The following is a 20,934-nucleotide window of genomic DNA, read 5'->3' as shown; positions in this document are numbered from 1 at the left end:
ACCCTTAAAATGCCCATCAATAACGACTTTGTCTATTGTCCACCGCAAGAACCGCTGCATATCGTTTATGAAGATGATGATCTGGTGGTGATTGAAAAGCCGGCCGGATTATTGTCGGTTCCGGGGCGTTTACCTGAACATCACGACAGTGCCTATTTGCGGGTACTGGACCAGTATCCGCAGGCCAAAATTACCCATCGTCTGGATATGGCCACCTCCGGTATTTTGATGTTTGCCAAACACCGCGATGCAGAAGTGGCAGTGAGTAAAATGTTTCAGGCACGCACGGTACTTAAAAATTATGTCGCGCTGGTACAAGGCAAACTTGAGGGTGAGGGCAGCGTCGAAGTACCTTTGATTACTGACTGGGAAAACCGTCCGCGTCAGATGGTGCATTTTGAACTGGGCAAGGCCGCCAAAACCTTGTATCAGGCCTTAGAATATCTACCCCAGCAAGACATTAGTCGGGTGTTGTTGACCCCCATTACCGGCCGTTCCCATCAGCTACGAGTGCATATGCTGCATATCGGTCATCCCATTACTGGCGATAAAATTTATCATCCTGAACCCCAGCGCAGTCCTTTAAATCGTATGGCCTTGCATGCCAGTTATCTGGCTTTTACCCAGCCTTTGAGTGGTGTCACGGTCGAAATTAAGGCAGCCATACCGTTCTAATTTGATTCTGCTTAATAGTTAGATTCAACCGGACACATGTTTTTTAAGCTCATAAATATAATGAGGTTCAAGCCCTTAAACTGGGCAACCCGAATAAAAAGTGTGAGAATTTATTTCGATAGTAGCTTGGAGATGAGTAGCTTTACAAGCATGTTCAAATGAAATTTTCTACTGATCCATTGCCTGATCGGTTGTCACTACCGCACATAAATTTTTAATGTTCGGTTTATCTCTTGACGATAAGCCTAGAGATTTTTTATTCTTTTATCTCCCGCTATAGGCCTGATGCCTTTATTTTTATGATTTTTTAACCTTCCTTTCATTATTTTTAAACTTTCAAATTATATCCTTTGATATAAAAAATATCGTAAGTTGTTTCAGAATGGATTTGTCTTGAGCTGGAAAGTAGTCAGTCATACATGACTTGCACATAAAAATTTTGTAGAAAAATAAAATGAATGAATGACTTAGTATTGATCAACGGCTTTGATTATCTGGCCGAAGTGATGCAAAATTAATCATGACTTTATAATAAATTTTTAATTTGATGGTTTAGGGCGCTGCCCGGGGTTAAAGGAAAGAACGATGCTCAGTATGGCTCTCTTCGTTCTCGCGAGTATTTTAATATGTGCATTGCTATGGAGCTTAAAGGTACAGGCTTCATTACGCAGCAATATCCAGTTTTTACAGGAAAACCTGGATCATTCCCGCAGCAAATTGGCAGATTATGAAACTCAAGTCGATGAATTGAATTATGAAATCACCCAATTGCGGGTACAAAATGGCAGTTTAAACATTGCCCTGAATAAATATAAAAAATATCAGGATATCTGGGATATCGAGCAATATATTATTAACCGGACTTTGCAGGCTGAAAACTTTGTTGAAGCGACCAAGCTGGATGCTTCGATCATGATCGATGATCTCAAAGCCTATATCGCAAGAGTAAAAGATTATCTTGCCCAGTTTCAGGCGCAGGCCGTGGCCGAGGTTGAGCAGGAGGCCCGACAAAGTTTGCACGGTTATTATGAACAGGCTAAACAACAGCATCGCTTGCAAGAGGTATTGAGTGCTTTACAGCATAAAATACAGGCCCAGCGCTTCGGCTTGCAGCTTCCCGCAACACAGGTTTTAGAGCAGCTGATTGAGGGTTATAGCGAAACGGATGCGGTTCGGCATTTACGCAATGTCCGTGACAGAATTCAACAGGCCATAGAAAAACAGCAGGTGGCGAGCTGTAATTATGTCGACGACAATCGCCGTCGAAGTACTATTGAAATCCTGAGTCTGGCTTTCAACTGTAAGGCAGATTTATATCTCTCTCAATTAAGCACAGAAAATTTGGGCGAGATATTGCAGGCCTTAAAGGATGATTATGTCTTGCTGAATTATACCGGGCAGACACTGAGTCAGGCGATGATTCAAGAATCCTATCTTGATCTGCGTTTAGAAGAACTCAAGTTTGCTGCGCTGGTTTTGCAATTGGAACAGGATCATCTGCATCCACACATCGCGTAGATCATGACATTCATAGGTCTAGAAGATTTTTACCAGAGTATTCTGAATGCCATAAGTTGGTTTAAATCCTGATATTTTTCAGGATTTTTGGCCTTGAGGAATCTTGACTATATTGATCCTCTTACTTATTTTTATATTTATAAAAATCATATGTTTATTTATGGTTAAAAGATAATATTTTTTGTCTGTATCTCGATAATTGTACGAAAATCAGCTAATCTTAAATGCAGAATAAAACAGCATCATAATAAGGATACTTCTATGTCACGTGATTACAATCAATTCCCGGACGATGAAAATGGCAATGTACTGTGGCAAATGCATCAGGATGGCGACGACTTGCAAGAGGCACATGAAATTGAATTTTCGATTGCCTTTGCGGATGAAGCGCAGGCGGATCGTTGTGCCTTGCATCTATTAAAAGAAGAGCAAAAAATCAGCCTGTTTCAGGACGAAGAAAGCGATACCCTGGAATGGATCATCACGATTTATGTGTATATGGAACCTGCTTACGAAGATATCGTGGATCTGGAACAATGGTTCAGCAAAATCGCGGCACAATTTCAGGGTGAATATGATGGTTGGGGTTGCATGGCCTATGTCTATGATGATGAGTTGGATGACGAAGAGGGCAGCCTGCGTAGTAGCTGAGCATGCTTGTATTTAAAGCATTTAAAGTAAGAGACCCGGTGCTGCCGGGGTTTTTATTGCTCTATTTAATCGTTATATGAAGATTTGAGCTTGAGTATAGATACATACTCATTATATATAGCCAGCTCAAAACTGGATAAAATAACTCAGATGAGTACTTAACTCAGGCTGATGATTTAGTCACAATAAATGCAGGGAATATCCCGCAATAAAAAAATAATAAGAACAAAGGACAAGAAAAAATGAGTTACACCTTAAAAATGCATCGTGTGTTCAGTGCACCACCGGAGCGGGTGTATCGTGCCTTTGTGCATCCGGATGCATTGGCCAAATGGCTGGCACCACATGGCTTTATTGCCAAAGTAGAACATGCGGAAGTCAAACCTGGTGGCAGCTATAAAACCACCTTTACCAATTTTTCTACCGGAACCCAGCATCATTTTCATGGCATTTATCATGAGGTCATTCCCAATCAGCTACTGCGCTATACCGATCAGTTTTCTACCCCCGACTTGCAGGGTGAAATAGAGGTCACGATCATCTTTGAAAAAGTCTCAATCGGTACAGGTTTACACATTATTCAGGTAGGTTATCCGGATGTGGTGCCGCCAGCGGTATGTCATTTGAGCTGGCAGGAATCACTGCAACTTCTGTCTTTGCTGGTTAATCCGCAGATTTCAGACAATTAATTCCTTCGATCTCCTATGTTGGCTTCATCCTCATGTCCTCTCCATGAGCGCGCCTGACAAAGATGCTATACTGTGCGCTTATTTGTTTCATTTATTTTATTTTTCTCTTTTTTTCGAGGTTCTTATGGGTCTGCCAAACTGTCCAAAATGTCAATCTGAATATACCTATGCAGATGGCGATCTACTGATCTGTCCAGAATGCGCACACGAGTGGAAAGAAGGTGAAATCACTGAAGAGCAAGTGATCATTAAGGATGCCAATGGCAATGTACTGGCGGACGGTGATAGGGTAACAGTGATTAAAGACCTGAAAATCAAAGGTTCATCTTCAGTGGTGAAAGTGGGCACCAAAGTCAAAAGTATCCGTTTGTTGCCTGATGCTGCAGATGGGCATGATATCGATTGTAAAATCGAGGGAATCGGCCCGATGAAACTGAAATCAGAATATGTAAAGAAAGCTTAAATTTAGCCCTAGACTAAAATTCTGACGAGAGAATAATACGGTTGATGTATCGTATTATTCTCATTATTGCTGAAATTCTGGGCTGATCATTTTCCTGCCGCCCTGATCCTCGCATTTCGATTTGAGACCACTTTAATGCCGCACCTGCATCTGGAATATTCTGACAATCTGCAACATATTGAGATCAAATCCTTATTGGTCGCGATCCATGAGGCACTTTTTAGCGCCAGCTATGTCACGGATCTCAATGATTTAAAAAGTCGCGCGATTATGCAGCAGGACTATATGATTGGACTGAATATTGTTACAGATCAGGCCTATGTGTATGCCAAAGCTTCACTGTTGAGCGGTCGCAGTGTCGAAGTTCGTCAGGCAATTTTCAAATTGGTGCTCGACCTCATGCAGCAATATATTGCGCCACAGCCTGAATTGAAAATATAACTTTGTGTCGAAATCATTGAAATGCCAAAGCAGACTTATAGTAAAGCTATTGTCTGAAGGATGGCTTTTATCTGTTGATATGACATGGATCAAATAGCTTGAAATTTTATCAACGCCGTACGAAATTTATAAACAGATCGACTTGGTTTGCAATGGTCAGCTATCTTATTCAGATTTAAATATATTTTTCTTTTAAATGACGCTTTATGTCATTTACAGACATACGATAAAAGTTCTAAAGTAACTTTTAATCGCTGCTGATTTTTGAATCATCCAATCTAGAAACGGCATATTCATCCTGATTGAAATAAAAATAATTTAAAAATAATCTTCAGGCGAGCTGTACCGAATCAGACAATGGAGAGAGCAAAGCGAAAACAGCGCTTTAGCATAGGCAAAATAATAAGAACAAAAAGATCAGAAATCCGGTGAGTTGATTGAATCCAAGATTTCAGGTCTGACTTGTCCGGTTGAGGAAAATTTGATGCAGATTTTTGGGGATGAACAATTGGTTCGGGAAGTCATGGCATTTCTTCGAGAGTGGGATAATGCCATAGCCAGACTCGAAATTCAGGATATTATTGAATTGTGCCGACCGGAGATCCGTCTGGTTGATGTCAGTATGGAGGTTAAAGGTGTAGAAGCCTATCAGGCACTCTGGCAGCAATATCGGGCATTTATACCGGAAGGCATACGCATCGAACGCCAAGACCTTAATATTCATGTCACTTCTGATCTGGCTGTAGTCGATGGTTATGTACGGGTGAGTTATGCGGTGATTGAACCGATTTTCCAGCTGGGCTGGTGTCGGGTCAGCATGTGCCTGAGCAAGCAGCAGGGCAAATGGCAATTGCTGCATCAACATACTTCAGTCCCTGTGCAACTCGAAACCCGGAAAATGCGCCGGATCAAAAGCGTGAGTTAATCTATTTACCTGAAAAGATTTAAGTGAAATATCTTTGCAAATGATTACAGGAATACCTTTGTAACAAAAATATAGAAAGTCCTAAATTATGTTGAAGGAATAATATTTTAGGACTTTTCAGGTGGATAACAACAAGAACAGTCAAGTAAAACCACGACAGGCCAACCTGCAACAACAGACTGAAGTATTGATGCCGGATCAGTCCGAGCGGCAGCGCACCCAACATGCACTCAGAATGATGGCAGGCTTTGTAATTGCTGCTGTAGTCATGACGGCATTGTATTTTGGTCGTGATATTTTTATTCCGCTGGCTCTGGCCATTCTGCTGGCATTTTTACTTTCTCCTCTGGTTTCTCGCTTAAAGCGCTGGGGCTGTCCCCAATGGGCGGCGATTGGCCTGGTCATGTGCCTGACCTTGTCATTTCTGGGCGGCACTGCAACTTATCTGGGAGTACAACTCGGCAAGTTGAGTCAGGAACTGCCGCAATATCAGGACACCATCCAGCAGAAACTAAAAATGCTTGAAAACTATCGTCAGGGACCGAGTATGTGGGATGGCGCGATCCAGACCTTTGACACGGTAGAAAATTCGATAGATACACCCGAACATGAAACAGAAGACCCGAATGTGCAGAATGTCAAAGTGGTCGGTTTGGAACCAACGAGTGAAGAGGCTGCCCTAGACTGGTTGAATAAAATTCTGAATCCACTGGCGATTATCGGGATTGTGTTCCTGTTTATGGTATTAATTTTATTCAATGGCAAAGACTTGCATGACCGTTTTCTGAAACTCTTGGGCGGTAATCTGAATATCGGCACCGATGCGCTGGATGATGCCGGCAAAAGTATCGGAACCTATTTGCGCATGCAGCTGCTGGTCAATGTCACTTATGGCATTCCCATGGCGATTGGGCTGCTGGTGATTGGGGTGCCGGCAGCGATCATGTGGGGGCTGGTCGCGGTGGTTATGCGTTTTGTGCCCTATGTTGGCCCGATCGTTTCAGCTATTTTCCCGATTACGCTGGCCTTCGCCGTTGATCCGGGCTGGGACATGGTGCTCTGGACTGTCGCCTTGATTCTGGTGCTGGAACTGATCAGCAATAACGTGATTGAACCTTGGCTTTATGGGGAAAGTACCGGTCTGTCTACCTTAGCGATTATTTTGGCTGCCACGTTCTGGACCACCCTCTGGGGACCGGTGGGGTTGATCTTGTCGACGCCTTTGACTGCCTGCCTGCTGGTTTTGTCCAACTACGTGCCGGCACTGGGTTTTGTCAAAACTTTGCTTGGCAGTACGCCAGTATTGTCACCCTTCGAACGCTTTTATCAGCGACTGGTAGCCGACGAAGTCAATGATGCAATGCAAGTAGCCAATGATTATATCTGTGCGCAATTGCCAAAAAAGCCCAGTGCGGAGGAGGTGGCCCGTCGGGTACAAATGTTCTATGGTGAAGTGGCCATTCCAGCCATTCGGATTTATTCTCAAGGACATGATACCGATGTTACTGCCGAGCACCGGTTGCGTCTTTATCAGGGCTTGCAGTTCTTTAATCATGCATTCCAAAAAGCTTATCCGAGTAAATTAAGTAACGAGCAGCCCGAAGTCTATTGCGTTGGTGCGCGTTGGGAAATTGACACCCAGATTTCTGCCATGTTGGCACACGCGTTGAATCTCAAAAATATTGCTGCCCGAAATGATCCGGATGTGCTGATTCAATCCAGTGAATCAGGAAAGGGCATTGTACTGCCAGTTTCAATCAAGATTTTATGTGTGTCGATTTTTCATCATGCGCCTGCAGCACAGATTCGGTTGCTGAAATATCGATTGGCGCAGCAATATCCTGAGCTGAAAATCATTTTTGCGACTTGGAGCGTGATGCAGCTGGAGCTTCTGGATGAACTGCAACAATGTTTTGAGCTGGAGGCACTGGTCAATAATGTCGATGATCTGATTCTGACTATCGAAACTTATACCTTGAATGAAGGGGAAAGCTGGTTTGAGAATCTGGAGATCAAGAATGAAAAAGAACGGCAGCAGGCTTTAAATGAGTTGGGATTATTAGATCACCTTCATCAGATCCTTTATAAACAATATATTGAAGAAGCCCGTCAAGCCTTTGACGTTGATTACGCACAAATTTCCTGGCTGAATCAGCACGAAATGTATATTCCAGTCAGTCCTTTTACCCAAGAACCTGTAGCAACCCGACAAATGTGCAAGGATTCAGTCTGTACCCATCTGCTCTATCAAAACGAGCCTTTGGTGATAGAAGATTTGCAACGTGACCCGCGCTTTCCACATTTGTCAGAGTTAAGACAGCATCATATCCGTTTCTATGCCGGTGTGCCCTTAAAAGATAAAAATGGAATTGCGCTTGGGAGTCTGTGTCTGCTGGACAAGCAGCCGAGACAGATGCAGGCCGAAGATATGATTCTACTTAAGGCTTTGGCGCAGGATTTAATGGCGACTTTGAGCAATGAGCGCAAGAAAAAAGATAAACAGAAGCAGATTGAGCAGATGCAGCCAGCCACCTCGGCAAGCATTTTAAATAAGGACTAGATGATGAAACAAAAATGGATCTACAGCATCAAAATTATGAGTATCATATTTAGTCTAGCCAGTATTAGCTCATTAAGTCTAGCGGCCATGCAGGACCTACATTTTTCACATAAAGACTGGGAAATTGCCTGTGATAATACCGGCACCTGCCGCGCTGCCGGTTATCAATCGGATCAAGATATTGATCAGCCGGTTTCGGTGCTACTAGAGCGTGCTGCGGGTGCAAACAGTAGTATCAAAGCCCAAGTCCAGATTTTACCCTTAGCTGCTGCCACACCTACACGACAGCTTCAGCTACAAATTGCCAGCACACCTTATGGTGTGATTGGTCTGAATCGGGAGGGAATAGGGCAACTCAGTACTGATCAAACGCGAGCCTTGCTAAAAGCTGTACAGGGAACAGCTCCGGTTGTATTTAAGAATACGCAATCACGCTGGAACCTGTCGACTTCCGGTGCCAGTGCCGTTTTGCTGAAGATGGATGAATTTCAGCGTCGACTTTCTACGCCCTCAGCCTTGATCAGGCCGGGGAAAAAATCCAATCAGGCGGTGCTCAAAGCTGCAGCGATACCGAAAATTCAGATACCAAAATATCAGTCAGGCAAAGTCACTCAAGCAAAACTGAATACGGCAGCCAGTCAGCAGATGATTCGAAAACTGCAAGCCACCACCAAGGAAGATCAATGTGATTTGCTGTTTAGCCAGCGTTTTCTGGATGATGATGTTATGACCATTTATCCCATTAATGCCCAGAATCAACTGATTCAGATTCCATGCTGGCGTGGGGCTTATAATATGGGTAGTGGCTTCTGGCTGATGGATCGAAACAAGCAATTTAAACAGTTGGTGACGACCTCGGGAGAAACATTTAACCAAGGCCAGATATTTTCCGGGCATAAAGTGCGTGGTTTGGGCGATTGTCTGAGTCAGAACGAATGGGCCTGGAATGGCAAGAAATTTGTCAAAAGCTTCAGTGGTCTGACCGTACAATGCAAAGGCTTCGCCGGTGGTGCTTGGAATTTACCGACCTATGTAAGCAAAATCATTTATCAGGCCAAATAGTATTGTTTAAAAAATAGCAGTGATAAAAAAGCCTGAATGACTCAGGCTTTTTTAGTTTTGATTTTAAGAAGTGTGATCTTAAAAACGCTTTGGAATTCTCTGGCCATTTGGAACAGGAATTTCAGCATTTTTTAATACCCCAAATAACCAGGTTTCAGCATGCTGTACCGCAGTTTTCAACTGATCACCCATGGCCAGACGTCCGGCAATGAAACTGGCCAGTGAACAGCCTGAACCATGATATTCACCTGGCAGACGTGGACAGCGAGTTTCGTTGACCAGCTCACCTGCGATATATAGGCTGTTCTGAATGTAATCTGGCGTATCTTCATGGCCACCTTTGACCAAAACTGCCTGTGCACCCATTTCAAATAATTTTTGAGTGGCCAGTTTGAGGTCTTGCTCACCCGTCAGGGCGCGTAGTTCAACCGTGTTCGGCGTTAAGATAGTGGCTAATGGAATCAACTGGGTAAATGCTTTGACCAGCGTTTCTTGATTACCCAGCGAACCGCCACTATTCGCGACCAAAACCGGATCCAGCACATACAGATAATCTGGATGTGCAGCCAGAAACTCGGCCAGTGCTGCGATATTGTCTGTGGTGCCTAACATGCCAGATTTTACGCAACGAATGGGCAGGTCATTGACCACCGCATTGGCCTGTGCCAACAGCAATTCTCTGGAAGTGGCTTCGAAACCAAAAACCTGCTGTGAATTTTGAATAGTGAGGGCTGTGCAGGCAATTGCCGCATGTGCACCACTTTGACCAATGGCTTCAATATCTGCTTGAAGGCCGGCTCCACCTGAAGGGTCTAAACCGGAAAAGCAAAGTACGGTAGGGCGCAAAATGATGTCCTTCATTCACTAAAATTGCATTAGTATAGGCAAATTTGAATGAACTCTCGATATTAATTTATATCGGTACTAATGAGAGGGGATGGGCGGTGATTAAGAATATTTTAATTGATCTGGATGGGACATTAACCGATCCGAAAGTGGGGATTACGACGTCTGCACGCTATGGTCTGGAAAAGATCGGTCATCCGATTAGTGACGAGATCAATATCGACTGGATTATTGGTCCGCCCTTAAAAGCCTCGCTTGCCAAAATTTTAAATGTTGAGGCCGATCATGTTCTGGCTGAACAGGCCTTGATGGGTTATCGGGAGCGCTTTGCAGTCAAGGGTCTCTATGAAAATCATGTTTTTGAGGGTGTAGCAGAAACGCTGGCAGAACTGAAACGCCGTGGTTATCGCTTGTTTGTCGCTACAGCAAAACCGACAGTGTATGCCAAACAGATTCTGGAACATTTTGATCTGGCCCAGTATTTTACCGACATTTATGGTAGTGAGCTGAATGGCGAGCGAACCAATAAAGCTGAGCTGATTCAGTATATTTTAGAGCAGCAAAAATTACAGGCCGATCAATGCCTGATGGTGGGTGACCGTGAGCATGACATTTTTGGTGCCCGTCAAAATGGTATTGATACTATTGCGGTAAATTATGGTTATGGTAGTCAGGAAGAGTTAGCACTGGCACAGCCTAAATATCAAATAGACCGCTTTAATCAGTTGCTAGATTATTTTAAATAAACCCTAATTTTTGCTTATTTTATTTGAGCTGATTTTTAGAGATATTTTGTCTATAAGCTGCTACATCTATACAGATCAACTCTCTTATTAGATTGTTATCTCAATAAAAATCCCGCAGCGTGCGGGATTTTTGCTCTTACAAGAACATTTAAAGCGTCAAAAACCAGGTCGATGCCAACACCACCATAATGATAATCACCAGTAAAATATTGATGATCGTCATTCGATGTTGGGGTGGAACTCTGGCTTTGGTCAGTGCATTTCCTGCATGGTCAAACAGGATGACATTTTGCACGCTACTTTCATAACCGAGTTCGAGTAACGCGCGCTTTTCAACTTCGGTTAAACCGTCTTCAGGCAGATCCATAATTTGCAGCAGTGCTATAGAGCTAAATAGTTTCTTCATCATTGACGATGGTAACAGCCGTTTCAGCGTCACCGCGGCTGCATCAAAGTCGGCAATAATACTCCGCGGGTGGGCATAAGGCACATCGGGTAGCAGAGTATGCGTAATCGTGCCATCTATATTCATCAGCTGCATTTTATCTTTATAGATTTGCACCCATACAGCATCTGGAAATTTCACTAATTGATCTTGCAGCATGGAGAAAGTCTGATTTTGCTGATATTTAGTCATTAAATAATCGATAAACAAATCCCGCATCAAGACGGGATTTGTAAGGTTCGGTTATTTGGCAGGAGCACCATACTCATTGTTTTGTTGCTTGGTTTCAGTTGCCCACCACCAGATCAGTACCAGTATGCCAATCACGGTAAGCGTCAGTAATTGCCACCAACCAGAACGTCCTACATCATGCAAGCGACGCGCGCCAACGGCCAGACTTGGGACTAGAAGTGCCAGATTAAGCAGGCTATTCACCAGCGGTTTAGTGCCTAAAACTGTATCAATTACCTCAGCAACAATGCCTAAAATTACACAAAACAGCATAAAGAACCAAAATTCTTTACGGCGTGCACGGCCGGAAAAGTTTGCATAGTTGGTCAGACATTTTACAAACCAGTCAATGCTGCTGTAATTTTCCTCGGCTTGATCCAGATTTGAATATTTGCCAAGCTGACTGGAAATTTTTTCTCCCAGATAAATAGAACTGCCTGAGGTTAAATAAACCTCAGATGCTTCACCCGCGGTATTGACGATAAAATCGACCCGATCACCGCGTGAAGGTGGACGCTCACTACGCCAGTCTGCGCCATTAAAGCTATAGCGCTGATTATCATCCCCCGAGATAAAACCGGTATTGTGTTGAATAGAAAAATCAAGGATTGAACCTTTCATGCTTGTTCTCGTCTATTAAGCTAGATTATTGTTTTAAAGCGACGCAATTTCTTATCAGAATAACTTTAGCATAATCTAATTTTTAAAAGTTTATGGTGAAATGACAATAATTTTTTCATGTTTTTAAAAGCCTTATCGCAATAGTGATTCAGTATTCAATCAACAAAAAATGTAGCGTTGCATGATTTGAAATGAAGAAAATTAAATAGTAATGGAGCTGATTTATCTCTGAATCTTTTATAAGAAATTAAAGCTAAATCTATCTGATGAATATCAAATTTTTCTTTGGAACTATGGTTTGATGTTGTTAAATTTAATATGATGATAAACAGATACTTATAAATTTTAAATTTACAAAAAGCATATAATAATACTAATAAATATAACATTTTATTCATACTTTTTATCTATTAGTAACGATTTTTTAAAATCAACAGGCGTATAATAAAAAGCTTCATATTGTGATGAAGGTATCACATTCAATGTATCTCTCCCCATTATCGAAGGCCGTTTACCTTTGCTGTGCCTCTTTCATCTTAACCACGACCACTGTGCATGCTGAAGCTGCTTTCAGTTCGGAAAGCCCGTGGATGCTCGGTGACTGGAACGGGCAACGTACAGCACTCCAAAATCAGGGCTATGATTTCAGTTTTGGTTATACCGGTGAAATGGCAACCTTGATCGATGCGCAAAGATCTTCAAACCATAAAACTGAATATGCGGACCAGTTTGTTTTTGGGGCACATCTGGATCTGGCAAAAATTGCAGGCTGGCAAGACACCGAAGCACAAATAACAGTGACCCAGCGTAACGGTCAGTCACTGTCTCAAAGCGCTGCTGCTTTAAGTGGCCATCTGAGTTCAGTGCAAGAAGTCTGGGGCCGTGGTCAAACCTGGCGCCTGACTGATTTATGGATCAAGAAAAAATTCCTGGAACAAAAACTGGATGTGAAAGTCGGACGCTTTGGTGAGGGTGAAGACTTCAATAGTTTTGACTGTGATTTCCAGAATCTGGCCCTATGCGGTTCACAAGTCGGGAACTGGGTTGGCGATCAGTGGTACAACTGGCCGGTAAGCCAATGGGCTGCACGGGTCAAATATAACCTTAACCCTGAATTTTATGCCCAAGTCGGTGCTTATGAATACAACCCTGAGAATCTGGAACGTGGTAAAGGATTTAACCTGAGTACGGATGGTTCCAAAGGGGCAATGCTTCCTGCAGAAGTGGTTTGGGCGCCTAAACTGGGTGAACAGAAACTACCGGGTGAATACCGTGCCGGTTATTACTACAGTACAGCAGAGGCTGAAGTCATTTCCAATCCAGATCAAACCGATCATCACCATGGGGGCTGGATTGTTGCCAAGCAACAATTGACTGCACATCACGGAGATACTTCGCGTGGTTTGACCGGCTTTGTGAATGCGACAGTGCATGACTCCAAAACCAATAATGTCAGTGATATGCAAAATATCGGGCTGGTTTATAAGGGTGCAATGGATTCACGCCCTCAAGATGAAATCGCATTTGGTATTGCACGCATCAACATGAATGACGATGTCAGTGCTGACCGTCATCAAGAAATCGATGCAGAAATTTATTATGGCTTACATGCCACTAATTGGCTCACCATTCGCCCGAATGTGCAATATGTGCGTCACGTCGGTGCATATAAAGACGGTGAAAATGTCTGGGTGGGCGGAATCAAGTTTAATACGTCATTTTAAAACATAGTTTTTAGTTGCAAATACACTATTGAATCTCTAAGTCCTTTGTTGCAGTAATGGGCAATGCCTGCTTAAGACACTAATGTATTTATAACTAAGAATTTAACAATAAGGGTGCTCATGCCTGTCATGTGCATGGACTTTCAAAAAATCTTTTATAGGTGTTCAACATGAATACTTCGTCATCAGGTTCAGTACTGAAAACAATTTTGGCGGTCATTGCTGCTGTTTTCGGTATAGGACTGCTGATTGGAGGGATTTATCTTGCAGTGCTGGGTGGGTCTTGGTACTACATCATTGCAGGTATTCTCTTTATTGCGACCGCAGTTCTCTTGTATAAACGAAAAAGCGCTGCTCTTCTGGTTTATGCCGTATTCGTTTTGGCAACAGTGGTGTGGGGGCTTTGGGAAGTCGGTTCAGATTTCTTTGCACTTGCACCGCGTTTAGATATTTTAGGTCTGTTTGGTCTGGCCCTGCTGATTCCGGCGGTAACACGCGGTTTTGATCAAAGCAAAGGCGCAAAAATTGCCTTGGGTGCTTCATTGGCCATTACCATCGCTGTCATGATTTATGCTGTATTTAATGACCCGCAAGAAATTCGCGGTGAATTAAAATCCCAGCAGCCTGCAACCCACCAGCCAATCCCCGGTGTGGCAGATGAAGACTGGCCTGCTTATGGCCGTACCCAGTCCGGTTTACGGTATTCACCCTTAAAGCAGATTAATACTGAAAATGTCAAAGATTTGCAGGTGGCTTGGGAATATCACACGGGCGAATTCAAGACTGAAAATGACTCGGGTGAAACCACCAATCAGGTTACTCCAATCAAGGTGGGTGACAACATGTACATCTGTACCACTCACCAGAAATTGACTGCGCTTGATCCGGCAACTGGTAAGGCGAAATGGACCTATGATCCAAAACTAAAAGCTGATCATACCTATCAGCATTTAACCTGCCGTGGCGTATCTTATTATGATGTCAACAATACGGCTGGTTTTGAAACCAGTCTCGCTGCGAAAAAAAGCAGTTCTGCTGAATGTCCACAAAAAGTCATTTTACCGGTCAATGATGGGCGTCTGGTTGCTGTGAATGCAACCACCGGTAAAGTCTGCTCTGACTTTGGTAAAAATGGCGAAGTTGATCTGCAAAAAGATATGCCATTCCCATATCCGGGCGGTTATATTCCGACCTCACCGCCTGTAGTCACCGGCACCACCATTATTATTGCGGGTTCAACCACAGATAACTATTCAACTGAAGAACCGTCGGGTGTGATCCGTGGTTATGATGTCAATACCGGTGAACTGCTTTGGGTATTTGACACAGGCGCTGAAGATCCGAATTTGATTCCTGCACCGGGTCAAAAATTTGTACATAACTCTCCAAATGCTTGGGCACCTTTGGCCTATGATGCAGAGCTGGACATCGTCTACGTACCAACGGGTGTCGGTACCCCGGATATTTACGGTGGTCACCGGACTGAGCTAGACGAGCGTTATGCCAACTCGATGCTGGCCTTGAATGCAACGACTGGTAAGCTGGTATGGAACTTCCAGACCACCCATCACGATTTGTGGGATATGGACGTACCTTCACAGCCGACATTGACCGAGATTAAAGACAAAAACGGCAATATGGTTCCAGCCATTTATGTCTTGACCAAAACCGGGAATGCTTTTGTGCTGGATCGCCGTAATGGTAAAGCGATTGTGCCGATTACCGAGAAACCAGTACCTCAATCTGTGAAACGCGGTCCTCAAACCAAAGGCGAGTTCTATTCTAAAACTCAACCGTTCTCTGATTTTAACCTAGCGCCACAAGATAAATTGACCGATAAACAGATGTGGGGTGCGACCATGTTTGACCAGTTGGTCTGCCGTGTTGCGTTCCACAAACTGAATTACGATGGCATTTATACCCCACCTTCTGAAAATGGGACGCTGGTCTTCCCAGGTAACCTGGGTGTGTTTGAATGGGGGGGTATGTCGGTGAATCCAGACCGTCAAATTGCACTGACCAACCCGATTGGCCTGCCATTTGTATCAAAACTGATTCCTCAAGATCCGAACCGTCCTAAGACGGCTAAAGGTGCAGGCACAGAAGCCGGCGTTCAACCGATGTATGGCGTGCCTTATGGCGTTGAAATCAGTGCGTTCCTGTCTCCGTTTGGGCTGCCGTGTAAACAGCCATCATGGGGCTTTGTTGCAGGTGTGGACTTAAATACTCATGAAGTGGCCTGGAAACGCCGTATCGGTACCATTCGTGACAGTATGCCAGGCATTCCATTGCCGCCATTCAAAATGGGTGTGCCGATGCTGGGTGGACCTATTTCAACTGCGGGTAATGTAATGTTTGTGGGTGGAACTCAAGATAACTATATCCGTGCCATTAATGTGAACAACGGTGATGAGTTGTGGAAAGGCCGTCTACCTGCAGGTGGTCAGGCTACGCCAATGACTTATGAAGCCAATGGCAAGCAGTATGTGGTCATTATGGCGGGTGGTCATGGTTCTTTTGGTACCAAGATGGGTGACTCTCTGGTGGCTTATGCCTTGCCAGACAATAAGTAACTGACTCTCTGTTGTTGTATGGGAAAGCCTGATTCGTCAGGCTTTCCCATCAGTCTTTTTATAAATCGTTAGAATATTAAAGAAAATCATGTGGGCTGCACGATATTGAATGAAGTAAACAAAGATTTTGATAAATTGCTTTGATAGGTGACTTCTATTGACCACGCAGCTTAAAACTAAAATTTCTACTTGTAATCTGATCAAGCAAACTCGATCTACTGATCATTGAAGATCAAACCGGCTTATAGAATTAATCATGTGATGTGCTTCGGCAGCTTATGAGTTTTCTAAGTCATAGAGATAACTGGAACCTACAAAATATGCAGCATCAATTTCGACATCTCCCTGTAAAAACCACATTATCCTGTTTAATCGCCTGTATGAGCCAGACGCTGTATGCTGAAAATACTGCTACAGAAGTGCAAAAACTTGCGCCTATTATTGTGCAGGCGACCCGAACTGACCGGGAGAAGTTGAGCACGCCTGCATCGGTTTATTATCTGGAGCAGGCACAACCAGAGAACAGCCTGAATGTGAACCTTTCGGAAACATTAAAAGGTGTTCCAGGACTGCAGTTAAATAACCGTGAAAACTATGCTCAGGACCTGCAAATTTCGATGCGTGGCTTTGGTGCGCGCTCCAGTTTTGGTGTACGGGGTGTACGTTTATATGTGGATGGAATCCCTGCAACAATGCCGGATGGACAGGGACAAACCTCGAATATTGATTTGAACAGTCTGGACCATATTGAAGTATTGGGTGGTGGATTTTCATCACTGTATGGCAACTCTTCCGGGGGAACGATTTTAACCACCACAAGGGAAGGGCAAGGCGCTGACTCAATTGAACTGGGGCATTCTGCAGGGAGCCAGAACAAAGGGCAGACCAAGCTGGTTTTGCAAGGCGGTTCAGAAAATGCCGATGAACCAGCTTATATCATCAGCTCATCTTATTTTGATACCGACGGCTATCGGGAGCATAGCGGTGCGCATAAAATCCTGAGCAATGCCAAGCTGACCTGGGATCTGGAAGATGGTTCTAAAATCAACTGGATGAATAACTACGTTAAAATTGCTGCAGATGATCCGGGCGGTTTAACCCGAGAGCAGTGGAAGGCCAATCCCAGACAGGTCGCGACCAACGTCCTTCTTTATAATGCACGTAAAGAAATTGAGCAGCTGCAAACAGGTTTAACCTGGAATAAGCCGATCAATGATCAGCATGAGCTATATGGCATGGCCTACTGGGGACAGCGCGCAGTCACGCAATATCAGTCGATTCCAAAGTGTGCATATGAAGAAAATACTGATATTTGTAAACCTAATACAGTTCAACTAGCCCAAAATCATCCCGGTGGTGTCATTGATTTTGACCGTAATTTTTATGGGATAGATTTACGCTGGACAGGTCAGAACATTTGGCCAGATACCCAGCTGATTGCTGGACTTGCGGTTGATGCCATGACCGAAGACCGTAAAGGCTATCAAAACTTTTTAGGTGATCGCTTGGGAGTGAAAGGCGACCTACGCCGAGATGAAGACAATACCCTGTGGAATTTAGATCCGTATTTGCAAGCTTCTTATCACTTTGCTCCCGATTGGACCTTGGATGCCGGCCTGCGCTATAGCAATGTACATTTCAAGTCTAAAGACAAGTTCCTGGCGAATGGCAATAATTCAGGTAAAACCGATTATCAGAAATTATTGCCATCCATGGCCTTAAGCTGGCAGATTTTACCTGAGCTGATGACTTATGCCAGTTATGCACAAGGCTTTGAAACGCCGACCTTTACCGAAATGTCTTATCCTGCAAATACTGCAGAAAACCGCAGCTTCAGTTTAAAAGCAGCAGAAAGTGAAACCTATGAGATGGGATTAAAGTCTGTAAATACATTAGGTGATTTTACTGTTGCAGTTTTTCAGACCAGGACGAAGAATGACATTGTTTCTGCAGGGAGTGACAATGGTCGCTCTACTTTCCGTAATGCCGATAAAACTTTAAGAGAAGGTATTGAACTCTCCTGGAACAAAAACCTTTGGCGTGATCTCACTGCTCAAGCCAGCTATAGCTATATAGATGCTACTTTTGATGCTGACATTCCCGCAATCGGTACGGTAGCCGCTATTGCAGCCGGAAACTATATTCCGGGGATTGCCAAAAATCAGGCATTTTTAAGTCTGGGCTGGAAGCCTGAAAGTGGCTTACACGCAGGACTCGATGTGCGTTACTCGGACAAGATTTATGTGAATGACTTAAATTCTGATACTGCACCAAGCTACACAGTCGCTGGTGCCAATATAGGTTATCACTGGAAAATGCAGGATTGGGCAGTGAATACTTTTGCGCGTGTCGATAACCTGTTTGATAAAGATTATTCCGGTTCGGTGATTGTCAATGAAAGCAATAGCCGTTTCTTTGAGCCGGCAGAAGGGCGGAACTGGAGCGCTGGTCTGAGTGTGACAAAAGAATTTTAATTCAGATGATTTAGGGCTGTTAAATTTTCAAAAAACAAAATCCCGCTTCCTGAGTGGGATTTTTTAATATTTAAGTTTTGAAAAGTTGATCAGAGGATTTGAGATAAAACTAGATCTTTTGCTGATTCACCCGTTTCGATAATTCCTCGGCACTTTCCACCCGTTCAGAATATCGATTGTTGAGATCAGCAGACTGAACTTGGTGTGAGATTGTGTCGACCATCAGAAGTTGTTTTAGATATTCTTTCTGCTCCGCAGCGCGCAGCTTTTAGCATGGAAAATGAGGAAATGATTATTGATGAAGCAGGGAATCGGTTGAAATAAATTTCAGAATTTAAGCAGATCAATCAGATCATAAAAAAGCCACCGCAGGGGTGGCTTTTTATTTAAAGTTAAAATGACAGATGTCGTGTCATTTTAAGCTAAACCTTACCAGCTTAACGCACCGCCAGTTTGGTAATCTGTTACGCGCGTCTCGAAGAAATTCTTCTCTTTACGCAAGTCCATCATCTCTGACATCCACTGGAACGGGTTATTCACACCAGCAAACTGTTCAGGCAAACCCAACTGCGCCAGACGACGGTTCGCAATAAACTTCAGGTATTCTTCCATCATGCCAGCGTTCATGCCAAGTACACCGCGTGGCATGGTGTCACGTGCGTATTCGATTTCCAGCATCGTACCTTCAAGAATCATCTGGATGATTTCTTCCTGGAATTCAGTTGTCCATAAACCCGGGTTTTCGATCTTGATCTGGTTGATCATATCGATACCGAAGTTCAGGTGCATAGACTCATCACGCAGGATGTACTGGAACTGCTCGGCAACACCATTCATCTTGTTACGACGGCCCATCGACAGGATCTGGCTGAAACCGCAGTAGAAGAAGATACCTTCAAGTACACAGTAGAACGCGATCAGGTTGCGAAGCAGGATCTGGTCGTTTTCAGGTGTGCCGGTTTTGAAAGTAGGATCACTTAAAGACTGAGTATATTTCAGACCCCACGCAGCTTTACGTGCAACTGACGGTACTTCACGGTACATGTTGAAGACTTCGCCTTCATCCATACCTAGCGACTCGATACAGTACTGGTAAGCGTGTGTGTGAATCGCTTCTTCAAACGCTTGACGCAAGATGTACTGACGGCATTCAGGGTTGGTAATATGACGGTAAATCGCCAGTACCAGATTGTTTGCAACCAGTGAATCGGCAGTCGAGAAGAAACCAAGTGAACGCATCACAATGGTACGTTCATCTTCAGTCAAGCCATTTTCAGACTTCCACAACGCAATGTCGTGGTTCATGTTCACTTCTTGTGGCATCCAGTGGTTTGCACATCCGTCCAGATACTTCTGCCAAGCCCATTCGTATTTGAATGGAACAAGCTGGTTCAAGTCTGCACGACAGTTGATCATCGCCTTGTCATCAACCTGAACGCGTTGCGCACCCATTTCAAGCTCTTCCAGACCCGGTGCAACATCAAGCTGCTCTAGGGAAGCAGATGCTCTTGCCAGTGAATCGGTTGGATTTGATCCTCGGTTTTGAGTGGCTCTAAGGGGTTGTGCAGCTGCCACATCCGGCGATGCGTTGCCTGCATCAGATACCATCTGTGAATTAGTCGCTTTTTGCGGCTCGACGGGCGCAGGCTGCTGTTCAGGTGCAGCCGGTTTTTGCGAATCATCTTCGAAATCGTCCCAACTTAGGATAGACATATCAATTCTCTCTACGTTGCTTTATATCTTTTATGAGACATTCAGCTTGGCTGAGATGTCTTACTATACGCTTAATTTGTGTAAGCAAAATTAAGTTTTGTTGATGAATGCTCTAGTTTTATACAGGAGCAATAATCCCCACTACTTATTTTGCTTACGCTGCTGGCGAACTTTGAACCAGAAGTAAGCAATGGGTAAATAAAAGGTAATACCAAAGGAAATCAGCAATGCCGCAAGTCCTAACATGTAGTTATGAGTCATATGTGGCATTGAGGTTTCCTTTTACTTTTAGTTTGTGAATCCTAGCCGAAACTAGGATTCACGTTTAAATCATTTTTTAGATGATTTACTAGGCTTGATTGTTTCAGTAACTGTAGTTTTAGGATGCTTTTTTGCATAGCCTTCAGTTACGAAACGACCAGTTCCTGCATCACGAGAAACTTTTTTCGTAGCCATAGAGATAATCTCCATTACAAATTCAAGATGACTCTTACTGGCTCGTTTCTCGAATTGATGATACAATCCGTTCACGCATTTTGTGATGCCAGCCTCGTTGTGACCATCTTGGTATCACTTC

The 20,934-nt window shown here is 43.7% G+C and carries 19 protein-coding genes and 2 pseudogenes; 14 read left to right on the top strand and 7 right to left on the bottom strand.

The features are described 5' to 3' along the window. Positions 1 to 9: 9 nt before the first annotated feature. The 9 genes from ACIG3F_RS01465 (at position 10) to ACIG3F_RS01425 (ending at position 8,984) form a co-directional block, all read left to right on the top strand. Positions 10 to 675: a pseudouridine synthase gene (locus ACIG3F_RS01465; protein WP_004732111.1), complete on the top strand. Its 666-nt coding sequence runs from the start codon at positions 10 to 12 to the stop codon at positions 673 to 675. Between the two features lie 585 nt (positions 676 to 1,260). After that, a complete protein-coding gene (locus tag ACIG3F_RS01460; protein WP_004732109.1) occupies positions 1,261 to 2,193 on the top strand; it encodes a DUF4041 domain-containing protein in 933 nt (310 codons plus the stop codon). Positions 2,194 to 2,454: 261 nt separating this feature from the next. Continuing rightward, positions 2,455 to 2,844, top strand: coding sequence for a ribonuclease E inhibitor RraB (locus tag ACIG3F_RS01455; protein ID WP_004732107.1), 390 nt, complete (start codon positions 2,455 to 2,457; stop codon positions 2,842 to 2,844). A 242-nt stretch (positions 2,845 to 3,086) separates the two neighbouring features. Then, positions 3,087 to 3,533 carry an SRPBCC domain-containing protein gene (locus ACIG3F_RS01450; protein ID WP_004732106.1) on the top strand — a complete coding sequence of 149 codons (447 nt, stop codon included), beginning with the start codon at positions 3,087 to 3,089 and terminating at the stop codon, positions 3,531 to 3,533. A 124-nt stretch (positions 3,534 to 3,657) separates the two neighbouring features. Beyond that, entirely contained in the window at positions 3,658 to 3,996 is a 339-nt protein-coding gene (locus ACIG3F_RS01445) for a zinc ribbon domain-containing protein YjdM (RefSeq protein WP_004732103.1), read from the top strand. 135 nt (positions 3,997 to 4,131) lie between these two features. Beyond that, the gene (locus ACIG3F_RS01440) at positions 4,132 to 4,437 is read left to right on the top strand and encodes a 5-carboxymethyl-2-hydroxymuconate Delta-isomerase (protein WP_004732101.1); all 306 of its coding nucleotides are present in this window, start codon (positions 4,132 to 4,134) and stop codon (positions 4,435 to 4,437) included. 484 nt (positions 4,438 to 4,921) lie between these two features. Next, complete coding sequence (locus ACIG3F_RS01435; protein ID WP_004732099.1) at positions 4,922 to 5,362, top strand: nuclear transport factor 2 family protein; 441 nt, start codon at positions 4,922 to 4,924, stop codon at positions 5,360 to 5,362. Between the two features lie 121 nt (positions 5,363 to 5,483). Continuing rightward, positions 5,484 to 7,922 carry an AI-2E family transporter gene (locus ACIG3F_RS01430; protein ID WP_396469053.1) on the top strand — a complete coding sequence of 813 codons (2,439 nt, stop codon included), beginning with the start codon at positions 5,484 to 5,486 and terminating at the stop codon, positions 7,920 to 7,922. A 3-nt stretch (positions 7,923 to 7,925) separates the two neighbouring features. Beyond that, positions 7,926 to 8,984: a DUF1176 domain-containing protein gene (locus ACIG3F_RS01425; protein WP_082180559.1), complete on the top strand. Its 1,059-nt coding sequence runs from the start codon at positions 7,926 to 7,928 to the stop codon at positions 8,982 to 8,984. A gap of 78 nt (positions 8,985 to 9,062) precedes the next feature. Here ACIG3F_RS01425 and ACIG3F_RS01420 read toward each other — a convergent pair whose 3' ends face one another. Further along, a complete protein-coding gene (locus ACIG3F_RS01420) occupies positions 9,063 to 9,830 on the bottom strand; it encodes a hydroxymethylpyrimidine/phosphomethylpyrimidine kinase (protein WP_035341206.1) in 768 nt (255 codons plus the stop codon). Positions 9,831 to 9,928: 98 nt separating this feature from the next. On the opposite strand from ACIG3F_RS01420, the gene ACIG3F_RS01415 reads away from it, so the two are divergent. Continuing rightward, the gene (locus ACIG3F_RS01415) at positions 9,929 to 10,576 is read left to right on the top strand and encodes an HAD family hydrolase (protein ID WP_004645903.1); all 648 of its coding nucleotides are present in this window, start codon (positions 9,929 to 9,931) and stop codon (positions 10,574 to 10,576) included. Between the two features lie 148 nt (positions 10,577 to 10,724). Here the strand turns inward: ACIG3F_RS01415 and ACIG3F_RS01410 are convergent, their stop codons facing one another. Further along, positions 10,725 to 11,240 (bottom strand): hypothetical protein, encoded by a 516-nt coding sequence (locus tag ACIG3F_RS01410; RefSeq protein ID WP_004645901.1) that lies wholly within the window; start codon positions 11,238 to 11,240, stop codon positions 10,725 to 10,727. 24 nt (positions 11,241 to 11,264) lie between these two features. Beyond that, complete coding sequence (locus ACIG3F_RS01405) at positions 11,265 to 11,873, bottom strand: DUF805 domain-containing protein (protein WP_004732088.1); 609 nt, start codon at positions 11,871 to 11,873, stop codon at positions 11,265 to 11,267. A 482-nt stretch (positions 11,874 to 12,355) separates the two neighbouring features. Here ACIG3F_RS01405 and ACIG3F_RS01400 point away from each other — a divergent pair, with 482 nt between their 5' ends. From ACIG3F_RS01400 to ACIG3F_RS01390, 3 genes are all read left to right on the top strand, one after another. Continuing rightward, on the top strand, positions 12,356 to 13,597 hold the full coding sequence (locus ACIG3F_RS01400; RefSeq protein ID WP_004732086.1) for a carbohydrate porin: 1,242 nt from the start codon (positions 12,356 to 12,358) through the stop codon (positions 13,595 to 13,597). A 170-nt stretch (positions 13,598 to 13,767) separates the two neighbouring features. Continuing rightward, entirely contained in the window at positions 13,768 to 16,170 is a 2,403-nt protein-coding gene (locus ACIG3F_RS01395) for a glucose/quinate/shikimate family membrane-bound PQQ-dependent dehydrogenase (protein WP_278357709.1), read from the top strand. 320 nt (positions 16,171 to 16,490) lie between these two features. Continuing rightward, positions 16,491 to 18,644 (top strand): TonB-dependent receptor, encoded by a 2,154-nt coding sequence (locus tag ACIG3F_RS01390; RefSeq protein WP_144724035.1) that lies wholly within the window; start codon positions 16,491 to 16,493, stop codon positions 18,642 to 18,644. Positions 18,645 to 18,753: 109 nt separating this feature from the next. Here the strand turns inward: ACIG3F_RS01390 and ACIG3F_RS01385 are convergent. Further along, positions 18,754 to 18,840: pseudogene (locus tag ACIG3F_RS01385) on the bottom strand (arsenical resistance protein ArsH); the annotation flags it as partial. Between ACIG3F_RS01385 and ACIG3F_RS01380 the strand changes: the two are divergent. After that, a pseudogene (locus tag ACIG3F_RS01380) lies at positions 18,837 to 18,968 on the top strand (arsenate reductase (glutaredoxin)); the annotation flags it as partial. The pseudogenes ACIG3F_RS01385 and ACIG3F_RS01380 overlap by 4 nt on opposite strands. Positions 18,969 to 19,073: 105 nt before the next feature. Here ACIG3F_RS01380 and ACIG3F_RS01375 read toward each other — a convergent pair. From ACIG3F_RS01375 to ACIG3F_RS01365, 3 genes are all read right to left on the bottom strand, one after another. Beyond that, positions 19,074 to 20,357 carry a ribonucleotide-diphosphate reductase subunit beta gene (locus ACIG3F_RS01375; RefSeq protein ID WP_004645882.1) on the bottom strand — a complete coding sequence of 428 codons (1,284 nt, stop codon included), beginning with the start codon at positions 20,355 to 20,357 and terminating at the stop codon, positions 19,074 to 19,076. Positions 20,358 to 20,498: 141 nt separating this feature from the next. Continuing rightward, entirely contained in the window at positions 20,499 to 20,627 is a 129-nt protein-coding gene (locus ACIG3F_RS01370; protein WP_004645881.1) for a hypothetical protein, read from the bottom strand. 60 nt (positions 20,628 to 20,687) lie between these two features. After that, positions 20,688 to 20,813, bottom strand: coding sequence for a hypothetical protein (locus ACIG3F_RS01365; RefSeq protein WP_004732081.1), 126 nt, complete (start codon positions 20,811 to 20,813; stop codon positions 20,688 to 20,690). Positions 20,814 to 20,934: the final 121 nt, after the last annotated feature.

This window comes from Acinetobacter sp. NPDC052428, from assembly GCF_044547685.1.
Classification (GTDB): Bacteria; Pseudomonadota; Gammaproteobacteria; order Pseudomonadales; family Moraxellaceae; genus Acinetobacter; species Acinetobacter lwoffii_G.
Note: the sequence above shows the minus strand (reverse complement) of the source record. Positions and strands in the feature narration are given on the sequence as shown.

Bases quoted from the DNA above. Each gene is read 5' to 3' on its own strand.
- ACIG3F_RS01465 (WP_004732111.1), top strand. From the start codon at position 10: ATGCCCATCAATAACGACTTTGTCTATTGTCCACCGCAAGAACCGCTG.
- ACIG3F_RS01460 (WP_004732109.1), top strand. From the start codon at position 1,261: ATGCTCAGTATGGCTCTCTTCGTTCTCGCGAGTATTTTAATATGTGCA.
- ACIG3F_RS01455 (WP_004732107.1), top strand. From the start codon at position 2,455: ATGTCACGTGATTACAATCAATTCCCGGACGATGAAAATGGCAATGTA.
- ACIG3F_RS01450 (WP_004732106.1), top strand. From the start codon at position 3,087: ATGAGTTACACCTTAAAAATGCATCGTGTGTTCAGTGCACCACCGGAG.
- ACIG3F_RS01445 (WP_004732103.1), top strand. From the start codon at position 3,658: ATGGGTCTGCCAAACTGTCCAAAATGTCAATCTGAATATACCTATGCA.
- ACIG3F_RS01440 (WP_004732101.1), top strand. From the start codon at position 4,132: ATGCCGCACCTGCATCTGGAATATTCTGACAATCTGCAACATATTGAG.
- ACIG3F_RS01435 (WP_004732099.1), top strand. From the start codon at position 4,922: ATGCAGATTTTTGGGGATGAACAATTGGTTCGGGAAGTCATGGCATTT.
- ACIG3F_RS01425 (WP_082180559.1), top strand. From the start codon at position 7,926: ATGAAACAAAAATGGATCTACAGCATCAAAATTATGAGTATCATATTT.
- ACIG3F_RS01410 (WP_004645901.1), bottom strand. From the start codon at position 11,240: ATGCGGGATTTGTTTATCGATTATTTAATGACTAAATATCAGCAAAAT.
- ACIG3F_RS01405 (WP_004732088.1), bottom strand. From the start codon at position 11,873: ATGAAAGGTTCAATCCTTGATTTTTCTATTCAACACAATACCGGTTTT.
- ACIG3F_RS01400 (WP_004732086.1), top strand. From the start codon at position 12,356: ATGTATCTCTCCCCATTATCGAAGGCCGTTTACCTTTGCTGTGCCTCT.
- ACIG3F_RS01395 (WP_278357709.1), top strand. From the start codon at position 13,768: ATGAATACTTCGTCATCAGGTTCAGTACTGAAAACAATTTTGGCGGTC.
- ACIG3F_RS01390 (WP_144724035.1), top strand. From the start codon at position 16,491: ATGCAGCATCAATTTCGACATCTCCCTGTAAAAACCACATTATCCTGT.
- ACIG3F_RS01375 (WP_004645882.1), bottom strand. From the start codon at position 20,357: ATGTCTATCCTAAGTTGGGACGATTTCGAAGATGATTCGCAAAAACCG.
- ACIG3F_RS01370 (WP_004645881.1), bottom strand. From the start codon at position 20,627: ATGCCACATATGACTCATAACTACATGTTAGGACTTGCGGCATTGCTG.
- ACIG3F_RS01365 (WP_004732081.1), bottom strand. From the start codon at position 20,813: ATGGCTACGAAAAAAGTTTCTCGTGATGCAGGAACTGGTCGTTTCGTA.